Genomic DNA, 26,092 nt, shown 5'->3' with positions numbered 1-26,092 from the left:
GGAAACAAAACCTTCTACCTTTAATGAATTCAAAAAAGCAATCAATTCCCTGCTTGAATTCTCATCAACAAACGCTTTATCAAAGAACGAAAAACTCTCACAAGAATATTTTAAAATTAAATCCGCTAGATTTAAGAAAAAAATCGCCGCTTAATTTTTAACAAAGTAATGTTTCTATTGTCTGCAGCCCAGTTTCTTCTATGAGACAGGAAAAACCATACGGAGTAAAATTCCAAAAACTTCGTGAGTGATATGGCTCTAAATGAGAAGTAGACCCTATGAAAAAACCTCCAGGTTTCAGAATACGATGAACCTCTTTTAAAACCATTCTCGGGTATTGTATATGTTCAAAAGCTTGATTACTATATATCAAATCAAAGACATTACTCGTAAATGGAAGATTTACACCATCATAAGTAACAAAACATTTATCTTTTCTTGCCCTTTTATCTACCTCTGGAGAAGACAGGATGTCCAATCCAACCCAGACAATGTCACTTTTTCTCATTTTGAATTGATCAAGCGACCTACCATCTCCGCATCCCAAGTCAAGTACTGTTTTGACATTCTTTTGCTTGAATACTTGATCCACATAATATGTGGGGTTTACTTGGTTTGTATGGTCATTGGGAATACGATTATTGAGTAGCTTTCGCATGTAAGCCTCGCTTATGATAATTGTGTACATTTTTTAAAAAATCGTAAAACTGCTTTCCCAGATTCATTGTAAAGTTTGCCTTAAGACTTTCTTTCCTGGCATTTGCCGCTAATGTGGAACGATATGTCTTATCAGTAATAAGCGTTTCTATTTTTCGTGACAAATCTTGTGGGTCTTTTGGAGAAAACAATAAGCCATTTACACCGTGTTGTATTAATTCTGTAGTTGCACCACTATTTGCCCCAACGACAGGCAGTTCAAAATACATGGCCTCGACTAACACCCTCCCGTAGCCCTCTCCGCTACCTGGAGACACCAGCAAATCAGAGGTTTTATAAAAATAAGTAAGTTCTTTGCCTTCCTTTCTGCCGTGGAAATGAACTTTGCTTGCAATATCATGTTTTGCAATAATACTTTTAAGAAAACTGTAATATTCTTTATGCCCTTCATATTCACCAACTATATTTAATTGGATAGAGTACTCTTTCAACAATCCAATGGCTTCAACGAGGATATGGAGTTCTTTAAAGGGTGTACAATACCCAACGTATAGTATATTGAACTTGCTTTTGTCTTTATTGAATACTCCTTCTGGAATGTCTGGTGGAAGATCCAATCGGGGGTAGATCACTTCAACAGGTGACTTTATACCCATGGATCGTACTTCATCATGTACGGCTTTGCTGTTCACTATTATTGCAGACGCAGGGAGTAAAAATATCTTCATCATGAATTTATCCAATTTGTTTAGAAAACTATCCCCCCGGGAATGATAATATAGGGCATTTATGCCCACAACATACGTACAATTTTTCCGTAGTTTTATAAACCATACGAAAATAAAAAAAAATTGCTTATAGTAAGAATTTATTAAAATTATGTATTTGTTTTTCCTGTTTTTATTAATTTTAAAAAATTCTCTTACCGCCCAGAAATTTGCATTTATTATGCATTTTACTGCATTGAAGTTTGCGCTAAACCTTGCACCTTTTTGAAACCAGGCAGTATGGGAAAAATCCAAATATTTTAAGTTTGCTTCTTTTTCAAGATAATCCAGCACCTCAGTGAGGTACTTATCACCTCCCGATAGTATCTTTTGCGGTTTGCAACCAACATAAATTATATCCATTGTAAATACCTTTCGTGCTGCATTATTAAACTTATGTTTAAAAAATTCAATGCTGCCACAAAGTCACTAAGACTCCTAAATTTTTCTTTGTGGCTCTGTGTCTTCGTGGCATAAAACTGCTGGCGCTGATTTAGTATAGGAAAAAGGTTATAAATAAATTGTTTACCTTTTTTGAGAAATTGATTGTTCATATCAAAATTTCTACTGTAATTCTTTAAATATTCTTAGCGGCTCGCAAATTTTTAAGCGGTTGAGTACATATTGTTTTTGGAACATTATATGCGACCACCAAACCACCAAAGAACCAGAGCATCAAATTTCCCGATATGTCAAAGCTAAATTGTGCTCCAACAAACAAAAAAATGAACCAATAAAATGATATACTTCTTTCAGTGTCACCAGGATTATGTAGTCTATGCAAACTTTTCCAACCAATAGAGAAACATTTACCTACAAAAAATAAAAAGCATACGATACCGGCCAGTCCAAGTTCAAAAGCAATTTCCAGGATAATGTTATGAGGATAGTCAAAATGGCTATAGTATATAAACGAACCAATACCATGGCCGAAAAAAGGTTTTATCTTGAAACCCTCCCACGCTTCAGAATAAAATTCCGTTCTTGCGAAAATACTAGTATCGCTCTTATGAGAAGTAATAACATTTGTTGTTCGGGCGGTTAAATTTTCTGGTACAAAGTTATATATAAAATACATTGAGCAAGAAAAGAACACAGGCAAAATAAACAGCAGTAAATAATTTTTTTTCTTTAAACCAAGGACGAGAATATATAAAAAGTGAACAAATACAAGCCCTAATAAAACACCACGGGTGCCGCTGGCGATTGAATTGAATAATAACAGAAGGTAGAGAGGACAGAATAGACAAATATTTTTCCATGTCTTTTCCCTTTCTATAAGGTATGTTGCGGCAAATATAGCCGCAATAGCGCTTATGCGTCCATATGAAATACTCCCCCAGAAAAATGCAGTCACTCTGTCTGCTTCTATGGAAATACCCTTAATGTAGAAGAAGGTACCAGATATTGAAAATATCATTGCTCCAATGGCAAATGAAAGCATCATCCGTTTGAGACGCACCACATTTCCACTAAACGCTAAAACACACAATAATGGCGTCAGATTATGATACGTAAAATACCATGTTTTTTTTATCCCATTCTCTGTCGGATATAAAATTATACTGACCAGCATGAGAAGAAAAAATAATATCTGACTAATAAAAACCGGTTCTATTCTTATTAGCCAGTTTCCATGATAAGCCTGTCGAAACAAATAAAAAAGCACAATAAAAAAAGGTACAAGCGACCAACCACTTTGTTGACTCAGGGCGGGAAACTGATAAATGAATATAGATATAAGACCACTGTAAAAAAAACCTATAAATACCTCAGGCACATAATAACTAATCAGTGCGCTAAAGAGGAACATGTAAATGAATATTGTTGCCGTAAGCGATCCATAGCGACGGAAAACAACATATAGTACAAATAATGCAGCTAAGGCAACAGATAAAGTAATTAACAATTGTATTTTGTGACTATATGCTTTGCTCATCAATATCAATAAACTTAAATATTTGATTGAAAATTTGCCTTATTCATCGCTGAGATTTTTTTCGTATCGTTCTATCTCTTTCCTGAATTTCATATTTTTGACAATAGGAGACAGAACATTCCGTAAATGTAGTTTTTTTAATGGAGTGATGATAAATGTTGTGATAAATAATTGCTTCATCTTTTTTAAATAAATAGTCTTAATGTAAAACCAGGGCACAGAAAAGGCGCCGCCATATTTTCGACGAATGGAAATAAATTCCCTCAATGTCATTTTGGTATGTCGAGGGGTTGACTTGGCAGCGGGGTGGGTTCTGAAGTGGGCTAAATAATGGGGAATTCTTTTTACGCACCCATTAATTCCGATTCTAATAAAATAGTCTCTGTCCATTTTAAAGTGAAGATTTTCATCTAAAAGGCCTACCTTCTCAAATATTTGTCTTCTGAAAAATACTGCCTGCTGTGGAATGTAATAATTGCAGTCCTTAATGTATCTTTTCAGGTTGAATTCACCGCATATAAAAGGTTGAACTAAATTATCATTTTCGTCAATTACGTAAACATCGCCATAAACCATATCTACTTCGGGATGTTCCGCAAAGTATTTTGCAATGTAGAATAAAGCGCCAGCCCTATAAGTATCATCAGAATTAAGGTAAGCCATTATTTGCCCGGTGGACATCTGCCACCCCTTATTAATGGCATGTGATTGCCCTCTATCCGGTTCGCTTACCCAGTAAGCCAATTTGGTCTCATACTTCTTTATTATTTCCACACTACCATCGGTGGAGCCTCCATCGATGATTATATACTCCAGGTTCGGATAATTCTGATTTAGAACAGACAAAATTGTTCTCTCTAAAAACTGCGCCTGGTTATAAGAAGGAGTTACTACAGTAATTTTTGGATATTCGATCGTTATCATTTGAAAATTTCTTATTTCCTAGAACTTATTTAAAAATAACCATTTGTACAACAAAAGCTTGTTTTAAATTTACTTTTGAAAACCATCCATAACGATTCAAATGAAATTAAAATACAATTTCCTAAATATTAAGGTTCTCAATATCTTTAATGACCTGATTGAAATGCCTGCTAAATTCATAGATTTCCTCATAACATTTGACTGCATTAGCTTTGTAGAAATCATAATTATTAAAAATTATTTCAATCGCACGGGTTACTTCAAGCAAATCTTCAACCACTAATCCACATTGATATTTACATATTATCTCATTAAGACCCGGGAGAGTTAGGCAAATAACAGGCAATCCGCATTTCAAATAATGAGCTAATTTACCTGATGCTCCAGCCATTAGACTAAAATTCGGCCCAGAATTACTATTATAGGCAAAGATGCCTATGTGCCCAGAAGAATATAAAAGATCCAACTCATCAAAAGGTACTGGATCAAGTGAAAGAAGAACATGATTGCCGCCCTCTTTCTGAATATTCCTTAAATACGGATCCGAAGGGTCTCGCCTTGCTCTTTCATGGAAAATTAATGTCCATGTATCTGGCCACTTGGATGCTACTTTTGCAATTTCAAGTGATAAAAAATTTTCAGATATCCAACCCATGTGTAAAATAATTCGTTGGAAATCTGGCAAATTAAACTTACATTGAAAATAATTGCTTGACAATTTTGGAGACCTTCCCAAAGGAGCGTTAGGAACAATTGCTACCCTTGATTTCACCCTATTTTCATCCATTAAAGCCTTTGCACGTTGTTTATCTTGAATGATAGTCAACTGAACTTTACGATGGCATATTCTTTCCAAATGTTTAACCAGGCGTTTATCCCAGTCAATAAATTTAAATTCATTAAGAAAACAAATCTCAAGTGACCAGTAAAAAACTGGTATCTTTACAAAAAAACTAATTATTGTCGCAATAATTAAACCCTCTTTATCTACTCCAACAAAGCAATGATATTTTCGGTATTTCAATGAATTATAACTAAACTTAAGAAACTGTAATCGTTCTGCTATGAAAAGTATCTGACCGCTTAGTTTTTGCAAAACTCTTTTTAAAAATTGAAAAAACATTTTCAAAATCACAATAATATTTGATTTTGAAATATCACCCAATGAAGAACCTATGTTATTTATTACAATAGACTGAGTTTTTGGTGATGGACAGAATAAAATCCTGACACCAGAAGAAAAATGAGGAAATTTAGCAAATTCTGTTTTGGAATGTCTAGTAATAATATCAACTTTGTAACCTGCTTCTGTTAATAATCGTATAGCATTAATAAGACTTGGTGCAACACCAAGCCACCCATCCCAGAAGAAGATAGCTATAGTTCCTTTCGCCATATTTGCCTCATGTACATAATTTTAATTAGTAAAAAATTATAATATTTAAAACTTTTTAAACACCCAGTTCACATTCCAATTTCCTGTACTGATTTTACCCTCTTCTAAAAAGGGACAGGCATACACGAGTTCTAAGCCAGCGAGTCTGCCCAAGAGTCGCATCTCCTCGGCAAAGAAAAAACGCATTTCATGATTCTCTTTATGAACAGAAGCAGATTTGCCAATATGAATAATGGTGTAGTTAATCGTTACCACTTGCTCCACAGGTCTTAGCGAGGATTGAACAATCCTGAAAATCTGACCATTGGGTTGATCAAACTGGTATATCCTATCGGTAGGTTTTTCTGTTAAAACTGCAGCGCCATGCCAGGTATCACAGATAAATAAGCCTCCTTTTCGAAGTGATTGACTTATCCTGCTAAAACATTCTACCAAGTCATCAAGAGAAGTAATATACCCCAGAACAGCAAACATAGAAGTTATTACATTATATTTTGCCGGCTCAATGTCAAAGCAACGCATATCCGCCTGTTCAAAGGTAACTTTATCCTGACATCCTGTGTTCTTTAACAAGTTTTGTTCTGCTATTTTTATCATCTCTGGTGAACGCTCTACCCCTTTAACCGTAATACCTTTTTTTGCCCATTCAATAGCATGCCTGCCAGTACCACTTCCAAGATCCAATAATGAATCGGGTGCAATATCAAATTTCTTCGCTAAGGTTAAGATAAAATGAGCTTCTTGCGTATAATTTTTTGACTCATAAAAAAGATCATAATATTGTGCATAGTTATTTACAAATATTGACATGTTATCCTTCTTTTAATATTTCTTTTATTTTTTCGGCAACTTTCTCAATTTGCTGATCGGTTAAAGCCAATCCGCTTGGAATATACAGCCCCCGGCGTGCTAACTTTTCTGCCACCGGATAACGCTCACCGTTAAACAATCCCATTCTCTGGAAAACCGGCTGTTCATGCATGGGCCAGAAAAACGGACGGGTTCCAATCTTGTACGCGGCCAATTTATTTGCCATCGTCTCTGCATCAAATGGCACCTCATCTTTTAAAACGATGCCAAAGACCCAGTAGATATTTTGCGCAAAGTCTGTTTTTGCTAGGGGGAGTTCAATGCCTGGAACATCCTTTAGCAATTCCGTATAAAGAATACCCATTCTCCGTTTACGGGCTATAAATTCATCGATACGTTCCAGTTGTGCAACACCTAAGGCTGCCTGTAGATTCGTCATCCGGAAATTCCAGCCTAATTCCTCATGAACAAAACGTCTTTGCGGCAGAAAACAGAGATTGCGTAAAGATCGCAGTCTTTCTGCGATACCGTCATCATCGGTAAGTACCATCCCCCCTTCACCGGTAGTAATATGCTTATTCGGATAAAAACTAAAAATACTGATATCCCCAAAACTACCACAAGGTTTCCCTTTATAGGTTTGCCCATGCATCTCTGCAGCATCTTCGATGATCTTAAGTCCATATCTATCAGCAACCTCAAGGATCGGGTCCATATCGACAGGCAGGCCGTAGATATGCACCACCGTAATCGCTTTTAGGTTTTTATTCTCTTTTCCCTCAATCTCATCCTCAATCTTAATCTTTAATTTCTCCACATCAATATTCCAGGTAATGGGATCGCTATCAACTAAGACGGGAATTCCCCCAGCCCTGACCACAGAGGCTGCAGGAGATATAATCGTAAAGGCTGGCATAATAACCTCGTCGCCTTTCCCAATACCGGCAGCGGTCACAGCGACATCAAGGGCTACCGATCCATTTGCCACGGCAATTCCGTATTTTCTCCCCACGGTTGCGGCGAATTGTTCCTCGAATTTCTTTACAAATGGCCCTTCACTGGATATCCAGCCCGTATCGATGCACTCGTTTAAATATTTCTTTTCGTTGCCGTTTAATAATGGTTCGTTAACAGGGATCATAGTTTTTTTAAGTTGAAAGTTGTGAGCTGAAGTCTGAGGTCTGAAGTCTGAAGTCAGAGGTCTGAGGTCTGAGGTCTGACACCTAACTTCATTTCACCTTATTATAAAAGGAACAGGATTATTAATCATTTCAGATCAGCCAGCAGGGGTGTTTCAAATCCAGCCTGACGAAAATGATCATCAAACGTCAACACATTACGTATCCGTTTTTCTTTCATAACCACAAAAGAAAAAGCAGTCAACCAATCCCCATGATTTGTCGTGACTGCTCTTGAATAATGTCAAAGCCCGTTCCATGCCTTCTGAAGTAAACGAAATGATTGTTGTGGCTGCATCAGTTCTGATTCTTTCGATGGCTGAGATCACAGCAGCTCTATTCGGAGGCAGTGACAGGGAATTCGCAAGCTCAACCAGAACAAGGTCTGTAGTGACGAAACGCCCGGTAAATATCGATGCGGCAGCCAATGCATCAGGGTGACGGGCATCCTTCTTCCGTATCAGTGCAATCAGGTAGCTGGTATCCAGGAAGACCGTTTGCCTCATTTTCGGGGAGTACCATACAGATAATGATCATGCTGTTCGGCAAGATCGGTCGGCAGGTCATCGTCGAGGGCGCACTCCGCCAGTTCGGACAGAAGGGACACCCTCTTGACCGGCTTACGTACCTGCTTTTTTAAACTCTTTATGAACCTGTCGACTTCGGAAAGCATTGCAGGAGGCAATACATCGATTTGTCTCTTAAGACTTTCTGTCTTATTCATGAGATACTCCCGTGAAATTGTAGTGGAAAATAGGGGAAAATGGGGACACTTCCCATTTTCCTAACCCCTTCCATGCCCTTAAATAATCTTCCTTTAAATCCTTAAACCTTCAAACTCCGTATTTAATAATTACTGCACCGCAAAAGCCTGCCCTCATGGAAATGGGGGGGCGCAAAGAACGCAAGAGAAAACAGATTAAACACGGATTATTTTTGCCACGAATGAACACAAATATGCACGAATAAGCGCAACTATCAGCGCCTGTGTCAACACTCACAGCAATTTTTCAATTTCTTCCATATTCTTTGATATCTTCACTGCTTCCTTTATTGCTTCTAACTTCTCTACCAAAGATATATTATTAATCCGTTCCAAAAGCTTTAAGCCCTCAACCCCATACTTCAACTCCAAACCAATCTCTATTGCCTCTTTGAGCCCTTCAATCTTGCCTTCAATCTTGCCTTCAATCTTGCCTTTTTCAATAAGTTTCGCAGCCGTTGTCATTCCTAATTCACCTCCCCTCTCTGAGATATCTTTTATGGTATTTACAACCTTACCCACTTCTATCTCGGTAGAACTATATAGATACCGGATTACACTTTCCAAAAACCTTAACCCCTCTTCCTCTTCAAAATACTGCCTCCCTATTTCAAAGAAGCCCTTTAGATTACGCTCCAATTCCCTTTCATCGAAAACATTCTTCATAAGCAATAAGGCTATCTCCAGAGAAACCTTTCTAAACACCTTCTGCTTTATCTCTTCATTACTAAATTTTGACAGGTCGGTAAGCAGATATTCAAATTCCGGAACAAAACGACAAAATATCTCGTCTATTCCTTCAAAATAGTCACTAAATCTCCGGACTTTCCATAGTTCTTTACCGTGATACAAAATCACGGGAATTACTGGTATGAGTTTTTCTGTCTGCTTAATATTCGCTTCCCATATCTTTAAAAGATATTTTAATAACTGGAGGTGCGGGCATGTTACAGAATAACTCTTATGCTCAAATAAAAGGGTTATCTTTAGCTCTTTGTCTTTACAATAACAGGTATAGACAATATCTGAAAAATGTTCCTTAAGTTCCTCGTCGATATATGAGTTATTATCCCGTGTCAAAGTGGATAAATCCAGCTTTTTAAAAATTTCCGGGGGAAATGTCCCCTTAAGAAAATCGATTACATTTTCTCGTATAGAAAAAGTCTCTTTGAAGAATTTATCATGGGGATTGAAGATTTCCATATCCGTATTTAAAATATTCAATTATCATATCCTTAAAGTTTTTATACATTTTTCCTCAATCTCAATCTATTCACCTTTCCCCTCAAACCTCGTCTTATCTGCCTCTCCCGCATAGGGACCCTGCTTCACCTCAATCATTTCAGTTGGCTCAAGCATGGTGAATCCATGTCCACCGGAAGCAAGGAGTATGATATCGCCCGTTTCAAGAATACGCGAATCATGAAAACCCTGATCATCCGTATAGAAATCAACCTTTACCTTACCGCTTTTGATAAAGAGCACTTCTTGCGTATAAAACACCTCACGTTGAATTTTATTATGGACGTGTGGGGCTATCTTGTATCCGGCTGGGCGGTTCATATAGGCAAGCTGCTGGGAGAATTCGTTTGGGGTAAAGAACTCGATTCCCTCCTTGCTGTAATCTGAGCGGATGATTATTGCGAGGAGTTTGTTTTCGCAAAAGACCCTATCAATAGCCTCTCTCATATCTTCTTCCTCAGTCAAACAATAAAATCAAGATAATTATCCCTGAAGGGATGCTTGTAGTCATCTTTATTGTTCAATTGTCATTCCCTTCAATTTCTGGCTAATTATTTTGTCACTAAGGCGCTAAGACACAAATAGTTTTCTTACTACAGAGACAGACAAGAACAAATACCAAATAACAAATTTCACAACACTTTAGTTTTTTGAAAAGACTTAATAAAATCAAGGATTCCGGGTTTTATAGAGTAAGAAGCTTTTTCGTATTAAAACACACCCCTAAATCCCCTCTAAAAAGAGGGGCCGGGGGGGTGTTATAAGGAAGCAAACTTTTACCACAAACACTGTACTATATATGTGTGGCAAATCTTTTTCAAAAAACTAAAGTGTTACCAAATTTCAAATTATCTGCTCTGTAAGTGCTTTTTCTATAATCATTCTCTATATGATAAATCACAAATTCCAAATAGTTTCCTTATTCCGATTTTTAATGAGGCTTATGCTTTTTTTAGCAACTCAAAATACTGTTCCCTTGTCATACCAACTGTTCGCATGTTATTTTTGATTATTTCAATGTCTATCTCGTCATACTCTGGAATAACTACAACTCGCTTTGCTCCAGGGTATGTCAGGATGTGATGTGAGCCTTTTTTACGTTTATATGTACAACCAAACATCTGGAATATCTTTAAAAGCGTTTTGTAATCTACAGGGTTTATTCTCGGCATCAGGGCACCGATATGACCGATTTCTCAAAACCTATAATTTCACCTTGAGGGGTTAACTCGCCTCCCTTTATTTCAAACCCACACTCAAGTAAATATTCCTCAAGTGTCCCCATATCTTTCATTTCTTCAAATTGTATGTTTATAACTTCTAAAAGATTCTTCCTTGCTTCCTCAGGAGTTTTCCCCTGTGAAATAAAGTCCATTTCGGGTGCTCGTGCTAAAAACCAGGATCCTTTTTTCCATACCTCAATAATTAATTGCAACTTCATAAATGAACCGCCTCCTCTCTCTATTTTTTGCAAAATCAAGCAACATGCTATACATGTGCCTCTATTTCACGCCTGATCGCAACATAATGTTGATAGTCATTCGCCCATTCGACAAAATCCTCGGAGTCTTACAACTGTCCCTTGCTAAACTTGTCGAAAAACTCCTCCGATGTCATACGGTACCGAGTTCCAAAAATGCTGAGACGCTTAGCTATAGCCATAAGAGCATCTACAGGCGAATCATACTCAATTCTTTGTTTCCACATATTTCCTCCTTCCGGAACAGCCATTTTGAGAATAGATGTTTTCTCTCACAAATTAAAATCTACCGATATTTTATGTTTTTCTTGACTTACCCTATCATAAGAGTAAATGAGAATGTTTGTATCAAGAAATATACTCACAATACAATCATCCTCTATAAATATCTTCCTATACTTTTCTCATGTTTGTAGCAAGATAGGATGCCATAACAGATATTAGCTCCGTTAGGAGCGACCTGTCTGCCGACAGACAGGCCTGTTTGCATATCAATCATATCCAGGTCGCTCCTACGGAGCTAATCGTATCTTAACGATTAATTGCTACAAACAGTACGCCCTTAATAGGGCTTAAATTTTCAAAACACTAAATTGATACAGTACTACTCCTGGCGGGTTCAAGTTTGCAACTTGAACCCCACGTTTTATATTGTTACTGACTGCTAATAGGGGGGATTTAGCTATTAAATACATAGAGCACTATTCGCCAAATAAACTATGGGTTCAGGTTACAAACCTGAACCCGCCCGCCTGAGTGTGTATTTTTCCGACATTACCTTTTCTGTGCTTTAAACATAAAGTGGCAATATATTCTCTGCCCAGGATAGACATTCTCTGAAAGTTCTTTTAAGTTGGTAAAATATAAAATCTTTATGGCAAATTCCGGCATTTGTGATGCAATTTTATAACTAAAAGTTTCGGGAGAATAGTGACGACTAAAGGGTTCTTTATACTTATCATCCCGCCATAAGAATTTTGCTTCTTGTTCCACTTGAATATTTCTTGTATCGCACCAAGGGCTAGTTTTTACAAAAGTTATGGTATCGATATATAAAGGGATAATTCCTACCCTCCCCCCCCCTCGCAAAATACGACCTGCTTCACGTGCAAATCTAACATCCGCTTCTCCTTGAAAGCATTCAAAGGCACAATGCAACGTTAAGACATCTGCAAAGGCATCAGCGAGCGGCATGTTTCCAGCATCACCCCCTATATCATACCCATTTATCCCATCGGGATAGGTCAAGTCCTGCCTGTAAGCCTTCATACCTTTTTTACGTAAAACCTTAGCCAGATTACTTCCTGCCGCTGCAATATCAATTAGAATATCCTCTCGCTTCACATCAAGGTGCTTTAAGGTAAGATAGTGTTCTAAAACCTTTTCAATTCTAACATCACCAATCCTTTATAGGTATCTACTATAGAAGGATATTTTCCCATCCACTGCTCGAAATCCCCTATATCAATTTCTATTTCTTCTATTTCAATACCAGATTTTTTAAAACGCTCACAAAATTCTTTCGGATCAAATTGTTGTTCCCAATAAGAGGCTTTTTCATTTTCTGTGGCATGATAAAAATCCTGAAGCTGAGAGCGAACTTGAAGTTCATGATCCAGTTTCTTCTCAACGATAGATTCAACTAACGTTTTGATGCGAGATTCAAAAAAGGATTTTGTTTTGCTTTTTATCAATTTTTTCAATGTATTCATAAAAAATAGTTTTCTTTTAAAATGTATTTCAAAAGTTCAGGATCTTGTTCTGCTTTCTTCCTGTGAAAGGATTTCCCCTCTGCATATGCCTTGTTTACTCGCCTGACTATAGGATGTTTATGTGAAGCTTTATTGCTTTTCCAAAACAAGAAAAATCTGATCATCTTTTTAATATTCTTCCAAATTGGAAAAGGTGTTTGATTAGACGGTTGCGAGAATATATTGGACAATCCATATTTGGCTCGTATTTCAGTGTACGAGTCCGATATGCCCTGATTAAATGCCCTGCGGCAAAAATAGTCAACCGACAACCTTTCAGATGGAACCCAGTGAAAGACAGATGCCTTGGGCTCATATAGAGATTTATATCCCCTTCCCTTAATTACCCTGGACAAGGCGGTCTCTCCATCTCCTCTGTACTGGATTAATTCCTGCGGCATACCGTCTGGGTGAAATCCCCCACATTCAAATAAAACAGTTTTACGAATTGAATAGTTACAACCATAGACGTAGCCAGGAGAAATAATTTTGGTTTCATCGCCAAAATCCAAAAGGCTCAAATACCCAATGGTCCAACCCCACTCAACTTTACTCTTAAAAAGATTAATCCATTCAGGTATCTGACCTTCCCATTTGGGAAGGATTTTACCTCCCACTAATACAACTTCTGGATCCTTAAATGCATTTTGAATCGCACTTAACCATTCCTGAGAGGCAATTATATCATCATCAGCGTAAACTAAAATTTCCCCCTTTGCCTCTTTGGCTCCACGGTGACGCCCAACATGAAGCCCGGGTTCTTCTTCAAATATATACTTGATTCGATTTTCATGCTGTAGGTTCAATTTGTCAACAATTCCCCTTGTATTATCCACAGAGCCGTTGTCGATAACAATAACTTCATAAAATTCTGGTTTTAGAGTTTGCACTAAGATGCTTTCTAAGGCATCTTCCAAATAATCAGCACGATTTCGGGTTGGAATAATAACGGATAAAAACACTCTTAAATCCACGCCCAATATAAATTTGGAAGCTGTTTTTCTTTTTTGGCTATTGGGACGATTTTTTCCTGAACAACTCTTTGGACTCCTTCAGCCCAGCCAATGTCGTGGAAAACTACTATGGCATTACGATCCAAGAATGGTTCCCATGAGACCCAATCTTGCAAACAGCTTTCGTAAGAATGATCGCCATCAATAAAAAGTAGATTAATTTCCCCTTGAAAGGTCTTTGCAACATCAACAGAATTGCCGCGTAATGGCTTAATCAAATCCTTAAAGTCCTTCGTGTTAAATATAAATTCATTATACGTATCTCGTTTCCCTTCTGTCATTGAGTCGTTTTCCCAAGTATCAATGCAGTAGAAAATATTAGTTTTTTTACTACAACCCCAGGCTAAAAAGCACGCACTTGCGCCAAGATAAGAACCAACTTCCACCATTACCATTCCGTTCTCTAACTTTTTACTGAGGTTGTAGAGCACTAATTTCTCGTCCTCCGTAAGATGAGTAACTATTTGATTGTATTTACTATTTCTAATTTTTCGTAGTGCTATTATTTTAAATATCTTTTGTAGTGCTTTTCTCAAGTTCATTTATCTCTAAATCTAGGTTTTTTTCCAATGACATATCATTATGCCTGTGGGTTTATTTTTTTCTAAATTTATTTTATTTAATAATTTGTCAAAGAAATGGGCTAACTTAATCGTTAAAGACTGTAAGCGATTTATACGTTTATTTTTTATAGCTAAGTAACTAATACCTAACATTCTCCTGAATAGCATTTCTATGTTTTTATATCCTCGTCCATCAAATATTTCGTTTGAATAAACAACTTCTTCTACATTCATTCCAACAATTCCAGCATACTTCAAAAGCGTTTTTTCAGAGAAATAATATGTGTGCCTTGGAATATCTTCAACATCCGAATATTTTCCATAAAGACTTTCTGAATTGGTAACTAAGAATATAAAAGAACCCCCTCTTTTTAGTATTCTATTAACTTCAGTAAAATAGACTATAGGTTCATACAGATGTTCAAAGACAGCCCATGCTGTAATCATGTCAAAATAATTTGATTTATAATTACAAGAAGGCAAAGGAGCATTCGTGAAGGTTATATTTTCATAATTAACCTTTTTAGAAAAAGTATCACAACCATATAATTCCCAGTAGGGATGTTTGTCATAAAAGAAATTTAGCCAATCCCCTCTAGCGCAGCCAATATCAAGCATTTTCCCATGATTATTTATATTACCAAGATAACTGTACTGGTTTTTATAACGTTCATGATGAATTTTACTATCTCTATTCTCGTGATAATCATGCGGATAGAACTGAGACATTGATTCATTTGTTGGTCTTGGATCAAGAAATACTAAACCGCAATTCATACATTCAACCACTGAGAATTCGTAGTCGTGTTGCCATAGCCATGTATCTGGTTTCTTGTAACGTTCAACAAAGCGTTCTGAACCACATAAGTCACATGATACAAACTCTAAATCAATTAACTTTTTTGCCATCCTTTTGATTGTTCTTGTTTGATTATAAAACCTTTTATTTTTAGTTTTCTATCAATTAGTTGAAGAGCGAAGGAAATTAACGATTAATTACACTATTGAAAAAGGACATAAGGAACTTTGAATCATAGTGACCATCATTTCCATACCAATGAACTAGAAGTAGTCCATAATAAAATCATAGTCATTAAAAGAAAAGCATATAAAATTTGATCTGCAAGAAAATTTCCTTAAAAAATATACACAATATTTTGCCAACTAATTAGTATATGAACCCTTAATAGTAAAATTTTCAGGATTAAAATTTATATGCCCGTTAACATAAACAACTCCATGCGTGCTATGTGGAATATTTCCTGACCCATATACATCGGCAGGTTGAACCTGAAACGCAATTGCACGTTCAACAAAATCCACCCACGTATTGTTGTCTTCTACCAAAGACAAACTAACAAAGTATGTACCTGGCAGTAAGGGAACACAGGGTATTTCAAGACAAGCAACACCAGAATCGATTGGTTTTAAAGAATTATTTTCTATTGGCGACATTAAATTATTTAAGGAGAAAATACGACGACCATTTCCATCTTCAATTCCGAAACCAAAGTAAGGGCATTTTATTGCACGACTACTTCGAAATCGAAAACATATCCTTAGACTTTCTCCCATCATTATCTTATTGAATTTGGTGTTATCTTTATTTAAGCACCATGCTTGTTTCAATGCGGGTTCTTTAGATCGTGATCGTCCAGGGTGCAAATTCAGGTCTACTTCAGAAGACTCAATATTCACTCCACTAGATAAATAATTTGAAATAACTGTATCAGGATTGTTGCTCAATATAAGTAAACCTTTTTGCATTAACAAGACCCTGCTACAAAGATTCTGAACCGAAGGCATATTATGACTTACGAATATAACGGTTCTTCCTTCTTTTGCCACTTCACCCATCTTCCCCAAACACTTTTTTTGAAACTGCGCATCCCCAACCGCTAAAACTTCATCTACAATCAGTATCTCCGGCTCAAGATGCGCCGCTACTGCAAAAGCAAGCCGCACATACATCCCGCTTGAGTAACGCTTCACTGGCGTATCAAGGAATTTTTCAATTTCTGCAAATGCCACAATCTCATCAAACTTCTTTTTAATCTCTGCCTTTGTCATGCCGAGAATGGCGCCATTGAGATAGACGTTTTCTCTGCCCGTTAACTCCGGGTGGAAACCCGTCCCCACCTCAAGCAGACTTGCTACTCTGCCCTTGATTTTAACGCTACCCGTGGTTGGTTCTGTAATTCTGCTTAATATCTTTAATAACGTAGATTTACCGGCGCCGTTACGTCCAATTATGCCAATAACCTCGCCCTGCTTGACCTCGAAGGAGACGTCTTTGAGCGCCCAGAAGTCCTCCTTTGAGCTGGTAGCTCGTGGCTCATGGCTCATAGCCGAAAGTTCATGGGATGAAGCGTGGGCAGAGGGCGGAGGGCGGAGAGCAGAGGGTGAAAGGTGAGAGGTGAAAGGTGAAAGGAGTTTTGCGCCTAATCTTTTCGCACCATGTGCCATAACGTCACGCAAGGCAGTGTATGACTCGCGCTGCTGGTGGCGGATGGTGTATTTTTTTGAAAGATTTTCGACTTTAATTACATTCATAGTTGTGAAAAGTGAAAAGTGAAAAGTAAAAGGTGAAAGGTAATAGGTTTTATTTTCATTACTTATCGCTCAAACTTCGTGAAAGGCCAAAAAGCATTTTCGAAATTATGTTAAGTTTTTCAATCATATCCTTATACGCTTTTTCTTCGATATAATTTAACATTCTTGCCAATTCTACCTGAGTGTCCAATTCGCTAATGGACCCCTGTGCAATATTTATAAACTGCTTAAACTCTTTGCTGCCTTTTCGCGCTGCCCCTTCAGCCAGGTTGCTTGGAATTGATATAGACGCCCTTCTCATCTGTGATATAAGACCATATATTTCCGTCTTTGGAAATTGTTCCGTTGTTTGATAAATATCTCTTACAAATTCCATTGATTTCTTCCAAACATCTAACTTTCTATGAGGTCTGTAATCCATGATTATCCTCCATTTCTTCCTATTCTCTTATTATTACATTCCCCTTTCACTTTTCACTTTTCCCCTTTCACTATTTCACGACGGGCACGCAGGATTGCCGGTTTCCCCGGTTCTTCCATAGGCATCGTCACACCTGACAATGTCGTCTTCCCCAAGATATTCACCATTCTGCACTTCAATTATTTCAAGGGGTATTTTGCCGGGGTTTTCAAGCCGGTGCATCGTTGATTTCGGTATATATGCCGATTCGTTTTCATGGATAAAACTCTCCTTATCACCGGTAGTCACCTTTGCACTTCCTTTTACAACCACCCAGTGCTCTGACCGGTGATAATGCATTTGCAGGCTGAGCTTTTCATTCGGGTTTACAACGATCCGCTTTATTTTATACCGCGGGCCGTTTTCAAGCACGGTATAGTTTCCCCAGGGTCTGTATGTAGTAACATGTTCAACGGCCTCCGGTCTTGAATTTTCATTGAGTTTCTTTACGATGTCTTTTACCTTTTGCGCCTCTCCCTTTTTTGCTATCAGTATGGCGTCGTCCGTTTCGACCACAAGGCAGTTCTCAAGGCCTACGGTGGTAATGAGTCTTTTTTTACCCAGGAGAAAGGAGTCTTTTGTGTCTATTGCCATAACATCCCCCTGGAGGACGTTGCCATTCGCATCCTTATCAAGAATATCAAATAAAGAATCCCACGAACCGACGTCGTTCCAGTATAAATCAAATGGCAATGCTACGACCTTGTCCGATTTTTCCATAACAGCATAATCGATAGAGATATTGGGCATGTGTTGAAATTGCAGGAGCATTTCGTCATAACTCAGATTGTACATTTCAGTTATTTCTGGTGCATACCTCTGAAGTTCTTCCATTATTGTTTGTATACTAAAGGCGAACATGCCTGAATTCCAATAATAGTTGCCCTCATGGATATATTGCTTTGCAGTATCTACGTCAGGTTTTTCCATGAATTTTTCTACTTTAAAGAATTTTTGGACACCATCCATTGAAGAATGATCACTAAACTTCAAGTACCCATAACCAGTCTCGGGCTTATCCGGTTTTATACCAAAGGTTACAATATAACCTTTTTGGGCAATCTCTTCTGCATGCCTCACCCGTTCTGCAAATGCTTCCGTCGGTTTTATGATGTGATCGGAGGGGGATAAAAATATTATTTCATCCTCCGTGCACTTAAGTATTTCTTTACAGTATTTCACTCCGAGCGCTATTGCGGGCGCTGTATTCCTGCTCAAAGGCTCAAGTATCGTGTGTGCGCCGGAAACAGAGCCATTCATACCTGGCAGAGAATTCAGCGCCGAAGAAACATGAAATTGGTAGTTCTTGTTTGTTATGACAATAGTGTCCTCCGGGGAAACAGCGCCCAGAAGCCGGTCAACGGTTTGCTGTAAAAGGGACATACTCCCGTTCAATTTTAAAAATTGTTTCGGGAAATTATTTCTGGATAAAGGCCAAAGCCTTTCCCCTCCGCCACCGGCAAGGATGAATGTTTTCATGATACGATAACCTCAGGTATTATTGATAAAGAATGCAATCTCTCTTTATGCTCTTTGCGCCCCCGCGCCATGCGCTTTGCTATATCACATCCGCAAAGGTTTTTTCGGTCTTCCTGAAATACCAGAAACCGGAAATTACTATAATTGCAGTCAGCGCAAGTGACAAAATAAAACCCGGCCAATAAAACTTTACACCCGTTCCTAAGATAGCCCACCTGAATCCATCTATAACTCCTACCATCGGATTAATGGAATAAACCAATTTCCACTTTTCGGGAATGAGGGCACTGCTAAAGCCAACCGGTGAGATATACAGGCCAAATTGTACAAAAAAGGGAATGACATACCGGAAATCCCTGTACTTTACATTCAAGGCAGAAATCCAGAGGCCGCAACCAAGCGCAACCAGCAGCGCAAGTGATAAGAACAGCGGGATGGTTACCATCCTCCAATCAGGGATAAATTGATACCATATCATCAGGACAAATAAGATTGAAAATGAAATTAAAAAATCCACGAGGCTCACAATAACGGCGCTTGCCGGAATAATGAGCCTGGGGAAATAGACCTTGGAGATCAAATTTGCGTTACCGATAAGAGAACTGCTACTTTCCGATAAAGAGTTTGCAAATAATTGCCAGGGTAACATTGCTGCGTAAACCATAATGGCATAAGGGGCGCCTTCTGATGGGAATTTGGCCAATTTCCCGAATATGACGGTAAATACGATCATCGTTAAGAAAGGCCTGATGATGCTCCAGGCGATTCCTATGACTGTCTGCTTATATCTCACCAGCACATCACGCCATGCAAGGAAGGCGAAGAGTTCGCGATATTTCCAGATGTCCAGCCAATAATGCTTTACGCCCCGCCCGGGCTCTATTATAAGGTCATATTCTATGTCTGTGTTCTCGTTCATGTTGTAGCAAAGCCGTAACCAAAATTACCCATCTCTTTCCGGAGAGGAGTTACACACCCCTTACCCCTCTTTCCAGAGGGGGATATCATAATTTTCGCCGTTTTGATCTTTATTTTCAACACCTGTATTTTCAAAATAATTAAACTAACACCCTTCTTTAATTTTCTCATACAAAGAAAAATCGTGGTTTGTATAGCTAAAGCCTTTGTCCCTTGACACCTTCATTCCTTCACCATGCGGTTCTAATCCCAAAACCTTCATGTCGTAATCTACCATTATCTTGACAAGTTCATCGAACGTTGTTCTCGGTTCCCAACCAAGGTTTGTCCTTGCTTTCGTAATATCTGCTTTCAGGTGTTCGACCTCTGTCGGCCTGAAATATTTTGGATCTATTTCTATAACTACATCTCCGATAGATAAGTTTGAGGCTGAGGCCCTGATTATACCTTTTTCATTTACGCCCTTGTCTTGCCATTCTAGTTCAACGCCGGCATAGTGGAAGGCATTTCCTACAAACTCCCGCACTGAATAACTATCGCCTGTGCCAACGACATAATCGTCTGGCGAATCCTGCTGGAGCATTAGCCACATCATTTCCACATACTCAGGGGCAAATCCCCAATCCCTTTTTGCATTCAGATTTCCCAGATAGAGTTTTTTCTGGTTTCCGGCAAGGATATTGGCAACTGCCCTGGTTATTTTTTTGGTTACAAAGGTCTCTCCTCTTCTCGGTGATTCATGGTTGAAAAGTATCCCATTGCAGGCAAACAAGTTGTACCCCTCACGATAATTTACCGCCATCCAGTATGCATAGACCTTTGCAGCCGCATAGGGGCTTCTTGGGTAAAACAACGATTTCTCATTCTGTGGCGGTGGCGTGGCGCCAAACATTTCTGAAGAAGACGCCTGATAGAACTTTGTTTTTATTCCGCTCCTCCTGATTGCCTCAAGAAGCCGTGTTGTCCCTAATGCTGACACATCTCCGGTATATTCCGGCATATCGAAACTCACCCTTACATGGCTCTGTGCCCCCAGATGGTATATCTCCTCTGGCTGGATGTTGTAAATAAGACCGGCAAGTTGTCCTGCATCAGATAAATCACCATAATGGAGAAATAATCTTACACCGGAAATGTGTGGATCTATATAGAGGTGGTCGATCCTCCCCGTGTTGAAGGTACTTGCCCTGCGAATGAGACCATGGACTTCATAACCTTTTGACAGAAGGAATTCAGTAAGGTACGATCCATCCTGGCCAGTGATTCCGGTAATAAGGGCGCGTTTCATATCTTTTTGTTTATTTCCTTTTCATAATGGACTTTAACTATCTCATAAATAATATTGTAAAAAACGTATAATTCTTTCTTTACGACAGATCTGATTTGATCCATCGATTTCTACAATGGTTTTCCAATTTTTTGTAACACTTTAGTTTTTTGAAAAAGCAGGGACGAAACATTTGCCCGTTTGGGTATGAACGCATTTATGACAATTTACAGCAAATGCTTCGCCCCTACACTGCGATTATTGGAATTTTTCAAAAAATTAAAGTGTTACAATATTTCTATATTTCTATTATTCATTAGTTTGCTGTCTTATGCCCTTTTAACCTTATCAGAATGATTCGTATGATTCTTAATTAAATTTCTCGTATCAACGATAAGCTGTGAATTTTTTAGAATAAACTCAGGGTCGTAATCAGAATGCTCTGTTGCGATAACAACCGCATCATATTTCGCAAGCGTCTCTGCATGTAAAGGAACTGAACGATTGTTAAATGAGTATTTCCTCATTTTCGGGAGAACCGGTATATACGGGTCGTTGTAGTCAACATGGGCATCTTTCTCCCCAAGAAGCTCCATGATTTTCAGCGAGGGAGATTCACGGGTATCGTCTATATCCTTTTTATATGAAAGCCCCAGGATTAAAATTTTTGCTCCCTTAATGCTTTTCCCTTTCTCATTAAGCGCCTCAACAATCTTTTGAACCACATAATAAGGCATGTTGGTATTTATTTCTCCCGCAAGCTCGATAAACCGGGTGGAAAACTCGTATTCCCTCGCCTTCCAGGTCAAATAAAAGGGGTCGATAGGTATGCAATGTCCCCCAAGACCAGGACCTGGATAAAATGCCTGAAATCCAAAGGGTTTTGTCTTCGCCGCCTCTATGACCTCCCACACATCAATCCCCATCCTGTCAAAAAGCATCTTCAGTTCGTTCACCAGCGCTATGTTCACGGATCTGTAAATATTCTCAAGGAGTTTTGTGGCCTCTGCAACTCTTGTTGAGGAAACAGGGACGGTCTTTGCCACTACCGAATCATAAAGGGCTTGCGCAACGGTAAGACAATTATTCGTATAACCGCCCACCACTTTAGGGATTGTCCTTGTTGAAAAACCCTTATTATTCGGATCTTCCCACTCCGGTGAAAATGCAAGATAAAAATCCTCGCCAGCTTTTAACCCAGACTCCTCAAGTATGGGTCTCATGTCCTCATCCGTAGTGCCTGGATACGTAGTGGATTCAAGGACAATAAGCTGTCCCTTGCGAAGATTTCCGGCAATGGTCTTTGTCGTGTTAAAGACATATGACATATCAGGTTCCCGGTATTTGTTCAGAGGTGTCGGGACGCAGATAAGGATACAGTCCATGTCCGACAACTTCGAAAAATCCGTAGTGGGGGTGAAACGCGATCCGGCGTCCGTGATACGTGAACTATCAATGTGTTTGATATAGCTTTTGCCATGGCTTAGTAATTTTACCTTTTCAGGATCAATGTCGAAGCCTGTCACCTGAAACCCAGCCTTGCAGAATTCAATGACCAGAGGAAGTCCCACGTAACCGAGTCCGATAACGCCAATATGTGCCTTTTTTGATTTAATTTTTTCGATTATACTGTAAGAGTTCATAAATAGGGATTTCTATGGTTGGATTTAACTTTTGTTGACATAAATAGTTATAGCATTTCCGGAATCATATTTTGTGAACCCCTTGAGTATAGTTCCAAAATGTTAAATACCAAAACTCAAATAGCAACTAATTAAGAAATTCCAAACGACAAATAACAAATTTCGTAACACTTTAGTCTTTTGAAAAACCATCAAAGTAAAATCATGCTACTCAGCAGTCATTCTGCATTCCTGCCCCTCAATTCCACCCCCTACACCCCCGCCAGCGGGGGACAGTTTGAGCAATCGCACTCGTTCTCAAACTCCGGCTTAGGAACCAGCGTTTTTACTTTTTCAAAAGACTAAAGTGTTACCAAATTTCAAATAATTTCAAAGATCAAATTCCCGAAATCCAAAACAGTATTATTCTGATGATATACCAGTAATGTATAGGAAATTCGAAGTTGCCACTAAGACGCCAAGGTTTTTCTTTGTGGCTTTGTGTCTTCGTGGTGAAAAAGTCGCCGAAGGCCTAATTTACAGGGACTTCGTCCCTCTCAGTTACATGAATAATTTATGTAGCCAGTTAACGGATACAGCATAAATCTGGCAGTCGGAAGTCAGAGGTCAGCAGTCAGCAGTCAGCAGTCAGCAATCGGCAATCAGCAATCGGCAAGTTGATGTACAGTAGTACAAAGAATACAGGACACAAAGGGCACGAAGAGAAACTTACAAAACCCATGAATAATCAATTGATATACCAATATGGTTTAATAATTTCAGATTTATTGTAATTGGTTATCTAACGATACGTTAGGAATAATAGGGGTTTCAGAGTATGGTAGATTGGGCAAATAACAAAAGGATAGGCCTTTTTTATATTTGTTTTTCTTTGCAAAGTTTGCAGAAAATCAAACGCGGCTTGAAAGCATTGTGATTTGGGGGATTATATTGACAAGGATGAAGCACACGATAAACGAATGCCCTTTTTTCTATTGTGTTATGGTGCAATATTTGCGCACGAATTGGGGACACTTCCCATTTTTGATAAACTTGCGAACGGATTTAAAAAGAGTATTTCAGAACTCCTGAGGCGCCTTTTTTGGTAACACTTTAGTTTTTTGAAAAAGTAAGGGCGAGGCATTTGCCAGTTTGGATATGAACACATTTATGACAATTTACAGCAAATGCTTCACCCCTACACCATGCGGCAAACATCGCTACTGTTAGAATTTTTCAAAAAACTAAAGTGTTACCTTTTTTGCAGATATTCGCACCTGCATGTCGGCTGAAGGGTTGTTTCTTTCATTTTCAAGCGGTAAAGACAGGTTTGAAACCTGTCTTTACGTTACTATTAATCCCTACTGATTGCTTTTTTTGCAAAGAATCGGGAATGCACAAGTAGAATCCGGTGTCCGTGATCCGGAAACTATCAATATGTTTTATGTAGCTTTTGCCCTGGCTCAACAATTTTACCTTTTCAGGACCAATGTCGAAGCCGGTAACCTGAAACCCGGCCTTGCAGAATTCAACGACCAGTGGCAATCCAACATTAGCGGAGTCCGATAACACCAATATGCGACTTCTTTGATTTAATTTTTTCGATTAGTTCCATATTTGTTTTTGAGAAATGGGTAATTCCGGGGACACCTTACTTATTTCAACCGAAAAACGGTATCATTGTCCATGATGACTATGGCCCGGTTCCAGGCGTCACCCGAACCTACCAGATATTCTCCGGCTTATTGATGCACTTAAAGCGCAACGACGGATGGAAGGGGTACTCCGACCAAAGACAGTATGCCTTCTTTGCCCTTGTCCTGATATCCGGCGTAAGTTTGCCGTAATGTTCCCAGAAAGACGGCAGTGTCGCTGATTTCATAATTTCTCGACATCCAGAGGACTGCTCTTTCCTCCGACGATCTCCTGGCGGACCTGACGTGCGGCTCCGATAAGCTTATCCTGGGTTCTGGAAAACGAATTCTTCCATTTAGCCTCATCCAGGAGGTACTCGATGTAGTCGCGCATATGCTCGACAACGGTTTCCTGAAGCTGGTCCGGCACAGTTTCAAGCATCTTAATCATAGTTGTGGCCGCAGATGTATCCATAGTTTATCCCTCCTTATTTATCCGTATTGTCAATGAGAAAATCTGGGGACAGGCCTTGACGGCCTGTTGCCAGAATTCCCTTTTAAAAAATACCTCTATGTCCACCCATCTATAAAATACCATGAAAACATGAGGGCCGCATCTTAAATGTTAAGCAAATGCCCCCGGTGACAAATAATATCCAAAATATGAAATACCAAAAATCAAATATACCAGGTAGATATTTATAAGAAAATCTATTCAAAATACTTTTTTGTATCATTGGGCTAACTGCCTTGCCTCCTCAATAACCTTAAGAATCGAAGGTTCGACAGCGCCCGCTACATTGTCCGGAATGTGCTTGTGATGAGGGAAATTCTCAAGTCCTGGAAAATGCGGCGTGTTGTCATATCGAAAGACAAGCTTGTTTTGCTCGTCCTGAAAATGATAGCGATAGCCAAGGCGCCTGGGTCGACCGGCTTCACCAACAACTGCTTCATTCAACTCCAGCATATGTCCCCTCCGGAAACGCACTCGTATCCGCAAGTTCACACGACTAGCCGCCACAATCTCCTCTTCGTAACGCTCCACATAGGCGCCTTCCGCCTGCCGAACTGCGACTTCAACTTCCCTAAGATATCTTGATAGAAAATCAAGCAATATGCTACACATGTGCCTCTATTTCAAGCCTGATCGTAACATAATGTTGATAGTCATTCGCCCATTCGACGAAATCCTCGGAGTCTTCCAACTGTCCCTTGCTAAACTTGTCGAAAAACTCCTCCGATGTCATACGGTATCGATTTTCAAAAATGCTGAGATGCTTGGCTATAGCTACAAGAGCGTCTACAGGCGAATCATACTCAATTCTTTGTTTTCTCATATTTCCTCCTTCCGAAGTATTTGGGGTCACGAAGTATTTGTGGTCAGATCTTGAATATAGAATACAAAATTCAGTCCGCATCTTTTTAAGTATTCTTTGTAATTATTTTTGCCACCAGATGAACACTGATAAAAATTTCTTTATAACCTCTTATAAATAACTACAGATGAACTCTGAGAAACTCGGTTAAAGAGGTTGATAATATTGATCCGTACTACTATCCATCAATTTCTTGTTTTTTATGCGTGTTTTTCATGCCGCCATTTCCGTAAGTGCTTTAATATCAAGGGCTGAAGCGGTCATCAGTGAACAAGAGAACTTCTGGCCTTTCTCCGTCAA

General features: G+C 38.8%; 30 protein-coding genes. All 30 read right to left on the bottom strand.

What is annotated here, in order from left to right:
• Positions 1-157: 157 nt before the first annotated feature.
• Positions 158-658 (bottom strand): class I SAM-dependent methyltransferase, encoded by a 501-nt coding sequence (locus QZT26_RS08180; protein WP_295101574.1) that lies wholly within the window; start codon positions 656-658, stop codon positions 158-160.
• A complete protein-coding gene (locus QZT26_RS08175; RefSeq protein ID WP_295101572.1) occupies positions 639-1,787 on the bottom strand; it encodes a glycosyltransferase family 4 protein in 1,149 nt (382 codons plus the stop codon). Before QZT26_RS08175 ends, QZT26_RS08180 begins: the two co-directional genes overlap by 20 nt.
• A 214-nt stretch (positions 1,788-2,001) precedes the next feature.
• Entirely contained in the window at positions 2,002-3,363 is a 1,362-nt protein-coding gene (locus QZT26_RS08170; protein ID WP_295101570.1) for an O-antigen ligase family protein, read from the bottom strand.
• Positions 3,364-3,402: 39 nt separating this feature from the next.
• Positions 3,403-4,287: a glycosyltransferase family 2 protein gene (locus tag QZT26_RS08165; protein ID WP_295101568.1), complete on the bottom strand. Its 885-nt coding sequence runs from the start codon at positions 4,285-4,287 to the stop codon at positions 3,403-3,405.
• Between the two features lie 121 nt (positions 4,288-4,408).
• Positions 4,409-5,683 carry a hypothetical protein gene (locus QZT26_RS08160; RefSeq protein WP_295101566.1) on the bottom strand — a complete coding sequence of 425 codons (1,275 nt, stop codon included), beginning with the start codon at positions 5,681-5,683 and terminating at the stop codon, positions 4,409-4,411.
• A gap of 45 nt (positions 5,684-5,728) precedes the next feature.
• On the bottom strand, positions 5,729-6,493 hold the full coding sequence (locus tag QZT26_RS08155; protein WP_295101564.1) for a class I SAM-dependent methyltransferase: 765 nt from the start codon (positions 6,491-6,493) through the stop codon (positions 5,729-5,731).
• Position 6,494: 1 nt separating this feature from the next.
• Complete coding sequence (locus QZT26_RS08150; protein WP_295101562.1) at positions 6,495-7,634, bottom strand: DegT/DnrJ/EryC1/StrS family aminotransferase; 1,140 nt, start codon at positions 7,632-7,634, stop codon at positions 6,495-6,497.
• 195 nt (positions 7,635-7,829) lie between these two features.
• The gene (locus tag QZT26_RS08145) at positions 7,830-8,177 is read right to left on the bottom strand and encodes a PIN domain-containing protein (RefSeq protein ID WP_164994704.1); all 348 of its coding nucleotides are present in this window, start codon (positions 8,175-8,177) and stop codon (positions 7,830-7,832) included.
• On the bottom strand, positions 8,174-8,395 hold the full coding sequence (locus QZT26_RS08140) for a hypothetical protein (RefSeq protein WP_164994703.1): 222 nt from the start codon (positions 8,393-8,395) through the stop codon (positions 8,174-8,176). The genes QZT26_RS08145 and QZT26_RS08140 overlap by 4 nt, the downstream gene beginning before the upstream one ends.
• A gap of 273 nt (positions 8,396-8,668) precedes the next feature.
• Positions 8,669-9,658: an Rpn family recombination-promoting nuclease/putative transposase gene (locus QZT26_RS08135; protein WP_164994702.1), complete on the bottom strand. Its 990-nt coding sequence runs from the start codon at positions 9,656-9,658 to the stop codon at positions 8,669-8,671.
• A 45-nt stretch (positions 9,659-9,703) separates the two neighbouring features.
• Positions 9,704-10,123, bottom strand: coding sequence for a hypothetical protein (locus QZT26_RS08130; RefSeq protein ID WP_164994701.1), 420 nt, complete (start codon positions 10,121-10,123; stop codon positions 9,704-9,706).
• Between the two features lie 494 nt (positions 10,124-10,617).
• A complete protein-coding gene (locus QZT26_RS08125) occupies positions 10,618-10,848 on the bottom strand; it encodes a type II toxin-antitoxin system HicA family toxin (protein WP_164994700.1) in 231 nt (76 codons plus the stop codon).
• Positions 10,848-11,150 carry a hypothetical protein gene (locus tag QZT26_RS08120; RefSeq protein ID WP_164994699.1) on the bottom strand — a complete coding sequence of 101 codons (303 nt, stop codon included), beginning with the start codon at positions 11,148-11,150 and terminating at the stop codon, positions 10,848-10,850. The genes QZT26_RS08125 and QZT26_RS08120 overlap by 1 nt, the downstream gene beginning before the upstream one ends.
• Before the next feature lie 95 nt (positions 11,151-11,245).
• Positions 11,246-11,383: a hypothetical protein gene (locus QZT26_RS08115; RefSeq protein ID WP_295101557.1), complete on the bottom strand. Its 138-nt coding sequence runs from the start codon at positions 11,381-11,383 to the stop codon at positions 11,246-11,248.
• 547 nt (positions 11,384-11,930) lie between these two features.
• A complete protein-coding gene (locus QZT26_RS08110) occupies positions 11,931-12,500 on the bottom strand; it encodes a methyltransferase domain-containing protein (protein ID WP_164994698.1) in 570 nt (189 codons plus the stop codon).
• Positions 12,501-12,529: 29 nt separating this feature from the next.
• Positions 12,530-12,868 carry a hypothetical protein gene (locus tag QZT26_RS08105; protein ID WP_164994697.1) on the bottom strand — a complete coding sequence of 113 codons (339 nt, stop codon included), beginning with the start codon at positions 12,866-12,868 and terminating at the stop codon, positions 12,530-12,532.
• Positions 12,865-13,869 carry a glycosyltransferase gene (locus tag QZT26_RS08100; RefSeq protein WP_295101577.1) on the bottom strand — a complete coding sequence of 335 codons (1,005 nt, stop codon included), beginning with the start codon at positions 13,867-13,869 and terminating at the stop codon, positions 12,865-12,867. Before QZT26_RS08100 ends, QZT26_RS08105 begins: the two co-directional genes overlap by 4 nt.
• 2 nt (positions 13,870-13,871) lie before the next feature.
• Complete coding sequence (locus tag QZT26_RS08095; protein WP_164994695.1) at positions 13,872-14,456, bottom strand: class I SAM-dependent methyltransferase; 585 nt, start codon at positions 14,454-14,456, stop codon at positions 13,872-13,874.
• Between the two features lie 18 nt (positions 14,457-14,474).
• Positions 14,475-15,392, bottom strand: coding sequence for a class I SAM-dependent methyltransferase (locus QZT26_RS08090; RefSeq protein WP_164994694.1), 918 nt, complete (start codon positions 15,390-15,392; stop codon positions 14,475-14,477).
• A gap of 255 nt (positions 15,393-15,647) precedes the next feature.
• On the bottom strand, positions 15,648-17,036 hold the full coding sequence (locus tag QZT26_RS08085; protein ID WP_295101553.1) for an ABC transporter ATP-binding protein: 1,389 nt from the start codon (positions 17,034-17,036) through the stop codon (positions 15,648-15,650).
• A gap of 58 nt (positions 17,037-17,094) precedes the next feature.
• Positions 17,095-17,457 carry a four helix bundle protein gene (locus tag QZT26_RS08080; RefSeq protein WP_295101552.1) on the bottom strand — a complete coding sequence of 121 codons (363 nt, stop codon included), beginning with the start codon at positions 17,455-17,457 and terminating at the stop codon, positions 17,095-17,097.
• Between the two features lie 75 nt (positions 17,458-17,532).
• The gene (locus QZT26_RS08075; RefSeq protein WP_295101551.1) at positions 17,533-18,975 is read right to left on the bottom strand and encodes a mannose-1-phosphate guanylyltransferase/mannose-6-phosphate isomerase; all 1,443 of its coding nucleotides are present in this window, start codon (positions 18,973-18,975) and stop codon (positions 17,533-17,535) included.
• A 79-nt stretch (positions 18,976-19,054) separates the two neighbouring features.
• Positions 19,055-19,894, bottom strand: a complete 840-nt coding sequence (locus QZT26_RS08070; RefSeq protein WP_295101549.1) for an ABC transporter permease — start codon at positions 19,892-19,894, stop codon at positions 19,055-19,057.
• 144 nt (positions 19,895-20,038) lie between these two features.
• The gene (gene gmd, locus QZT26_RS08065) at positions 20,039-21,181 is read right to left on the bottom strand and encodes a GDP-mannose 4,6-dehydratase (protein ID WP_295101548.1); all 1,143 of its coding nucleotides are present in this window, start codon (positions 21,179-21,181) and stop codon (positions 20,039-20,041) included.
• Positions 21,182-21,489: 308 nt separating this feature from the next.
• Positions 21,490-22,803 (bottom strand): nucleotide sugar dehydrogenase, encoded by a 1,314-nt coding sequence (locus QZT26_RS08060; RefSeq protein WP_295101546.1) that lies wholly within the window; start codon positions 22,801-22,803, stop codon positions 21,490-21,492.
• A gap of 1,290 nt (positions 22,804-24,093) precedes the next feature.
• A complete protein-coding gene (locus tag QZT26_RS08055) occupies positions 24,094-24,357 on the bottom strand; it encodes a hypothetical protein (protein WP_320409736.1) in 264 nt (87 codons plus the stop codon).
• A gap of 179 nt (positions 24,358-24,536) precedes the next feature.
• A complete protein-coding gene (locus tag QZT26_RS08050) occupies positions 24,537-24,677 on the bottom strand; it encodes a hypothetical protein (protein ID WP_157820387.1) in 141 nt (46 codons plus the stop codon).
• Entirely contained in the window at positions 24,661-24,891 is a 231-nt protein-coding gene (locus tag QZT26_RS08045) for a hypothetical protein (RefSeq protein ID WP_295101544.1), read from the bottom strand. Before QZT26_RS08045 ends, QZT26_RS08050 begins: the two co-directional genes overlap by 17 nt.
• Positions 24,892-25,149: 258 nt before the next feature.
• Positions 25,150-25,542 (bottom strand): toxin TumE, encoded by a 393-nt coding sequence (gene tumE, locus QZT26_RS08040; RefSeq protein WP_295101543.1) that lies wholly within the window; start codon positions 25,540-25,542, stop codon positions 25,150-25,152.
• Entirely contained in the window at positions 25,535-25,753 is a 219-nt protein-coding gene (gene tumA, locus QZT26_RS08035) for an antitoxin TumA (protein ID WP_099324263.1), read from the bottom strand. Before tumA ends, tumE begins: the two co-directional genes overlap by 8 nt.
• Positions 25,754-26,092: the final 339 nt, after the last annotated feature.

Origin of the sequence: uncultured Candidatus Kuenenia sp. (assembly GCF_900696675.1) — a bacterium.
In the GTDB taxonomy this organism is placed as follows: domain Bacteria; phylum Planctomycetota; class Brocadiia; order Brocadiales; family Brocadiaceae; genus Kuenenia; species Kuenenia stuttgartiensis_A.
Note: the sequence above shows the minus strand (reverse complement) of the source record. Positions and strands in the feature narration are given on the sequence as shown.

What these genes read in the sequence shown, in the direction of transcription:
- QZT26_RS08160 (WP_295101566.1), bottom strand. Translation starts at nt 5,683, where the DNA reads ATGGCGAAAGGAACTATAGCTATCTTCTTCTGGGATGGGTGGCTTGGT.
- QZT26_RS08150 (WP_295101562.1), bottom strand. Translation starts at nt 7,634, where the DNA reads ATGATCCCTGTTAACGAACCATTATTAAACGGCAACGAAAAGAAATAT.
- QZT26_RS08180 (WP_295101574.1), bottom strand. Translation starts at nt 658, where the DNA reads ATGCGAAAGCTACTCAATAATCGTATTCCCAATGACCATACAAACCAA.
- QZT26_RS08075 (WP_295101551.1), bottom strand. Translation starts at nt 18,975, where the DNA reads ATGAAAACATTCATCCTTGCCGGTGGCGGAGGGGAAAGGCTTTGGCCT.
- QZT26_RS08175 (WP_295101572.1), bottom strand. Translation starts at nt 1,787, where the DNA reads ATGGATATAATTTATGTTGGTTGCAAACCGCAAAAGATACTATCGGGA.
- QZT26_RS08090 (WP_164994694.1), bottom strand. Translation starts at nt 15,392, where the DNA reads ATGGCAAAAAAGTTAATTGATTTAGAGTTTGTATCATGTGACTTATGT.
- QZT26_RS08080 (WP_295101552.1), bottom strand. Translation starts at nt 17,457, where the DNA reads ATGGATTACAGACCTCATAGAAAGTTAGATGTTTGGAAGAAATCAATG.
- QZT26_RS08145 (WP_164994704.1), bottom strand. Translation starts at nt 8,177, where the DNA reads ATGAGGCAAACGGTCTTCCTGGATACCAGCTACCTGATTGCACTGATA.
- QZT26_RS08130 (WP_164994701.1), bottom strand. Translation starts at nt 10,123, where the DNA reads ATGAGAGAGGCTATTGATAGGGTCTTTTGCGAAAACAAACTCCTCGCA.
- QZT26_RS08115 (WP_295101557.1), bottom strand. Translation starts at nt 11,383, where the DNA reads ATGTGGAAACAAAGAATTGAGTATGATTCGCCTGTAGATGCTCTTATG.
- QZT26_RS08165 (WP_295101568.1), bottom strand. Translation starts at nt 4,287, where the DNA reads ATGATAACGATCGAATATCCAAAAATTACTGTAGTAACTCCTTCTTAT.
- QZT26_RS08070 (WP_295101549.1), bottom strand. Translation starts at nt 19,894, where the DNA reads ATGAACGAGAACACAGACATAGAATATGACCTTATAATAGAGCCCGGG.
- QZT26_RS08170 (WP_295101570.1), bottom strand. Translation starts at nt 3,363, where the DNA reads ATGAGCAAAGCATATAGTCACAAAATACAATTGTTAATTACTTTATCT.
- QZT26_RS08140 (WP_164994703.1), bottom strand. Translation starts at nt 8,395, where the DNA reads ATGAATAAGACAGAAAGTCTTAAGAGACAAATCGATGTATTGCCTCCT.
- QZT26_RS08105 (WP_164994697.1), bottom strand. Translation starts at nt 12,868, where the DNA reads ATGAATACATTGAAAAAATTGATAAAAAGCAAAACAAAATCCTTTTTT.
- QZT26_RS08155 (WP_295101564.1), bottom strand. Translation starts at nt 6,493, where the DNA reads ATGTCAATATTTGTAAATAACTATGCACAATATTATGATCTTTTTTAT.
- QZT26_RS08125 (WP_164994700.1), bottom strand. Translation starts at nt 10,848, where the DNA reads ATGCCGAGAATAAACCCTGTAGATTACAAAACGCTTTTAAAGATATTC.
- gmd (WP_295101548.1), bottom strand. Translation starts at nt 21,181, where the DNA reads ATGAAACGCGCCCTTATTACCGGAATCACTGGCCAGGATGGATCGTAC.
- QZT26_RS08045 (WP_295101544.1), bottom strand. Translation starts at nt 24,891, where the DNA reads ATGGATACATCTGCGGCCACAACTATGATTAAGATGCTTGAAACTGTG.
- tumA (WP_099324263.1), bottom strand. Translation starts at nt 25,753, where the DNA reads ATGAGAAAACAAAGAATTGAGTATGATTCGCCTGTAGACGCTCTTGTA.
- QZT26_RS08085 (WP_295101553.1), bottom strand. Translation starts at nt 17,036, where the DNA reads ATGAATGTAATTAAAGTCGAAAATCTTTCAAAAAAATACACCATCCGC.
- tumE (WP_295101543.1), bottom strand. Translation starts at nt 25,542, where the DNA reads ATGTGTAGCATATTGCTTGATTTTCTATCAAGATATCTTAGGGAAGTT.
- QZT26_RS08050 (WP_157820387.1), bottom strand. Translation starts at nt 24,677, where the DNA reads ATGTCGAGAAATTATGAAATCAGCGACACTGCCGTCTTTCTGGGAACA.
- QZT26_RS08060 (WP_295101546.1), bottom strand. Translation starts at nt 22,803, where the DNA reads ATGAACTCTTACAGTATAATCGAAAAAATTAAATCAAAAAAGGCACAT.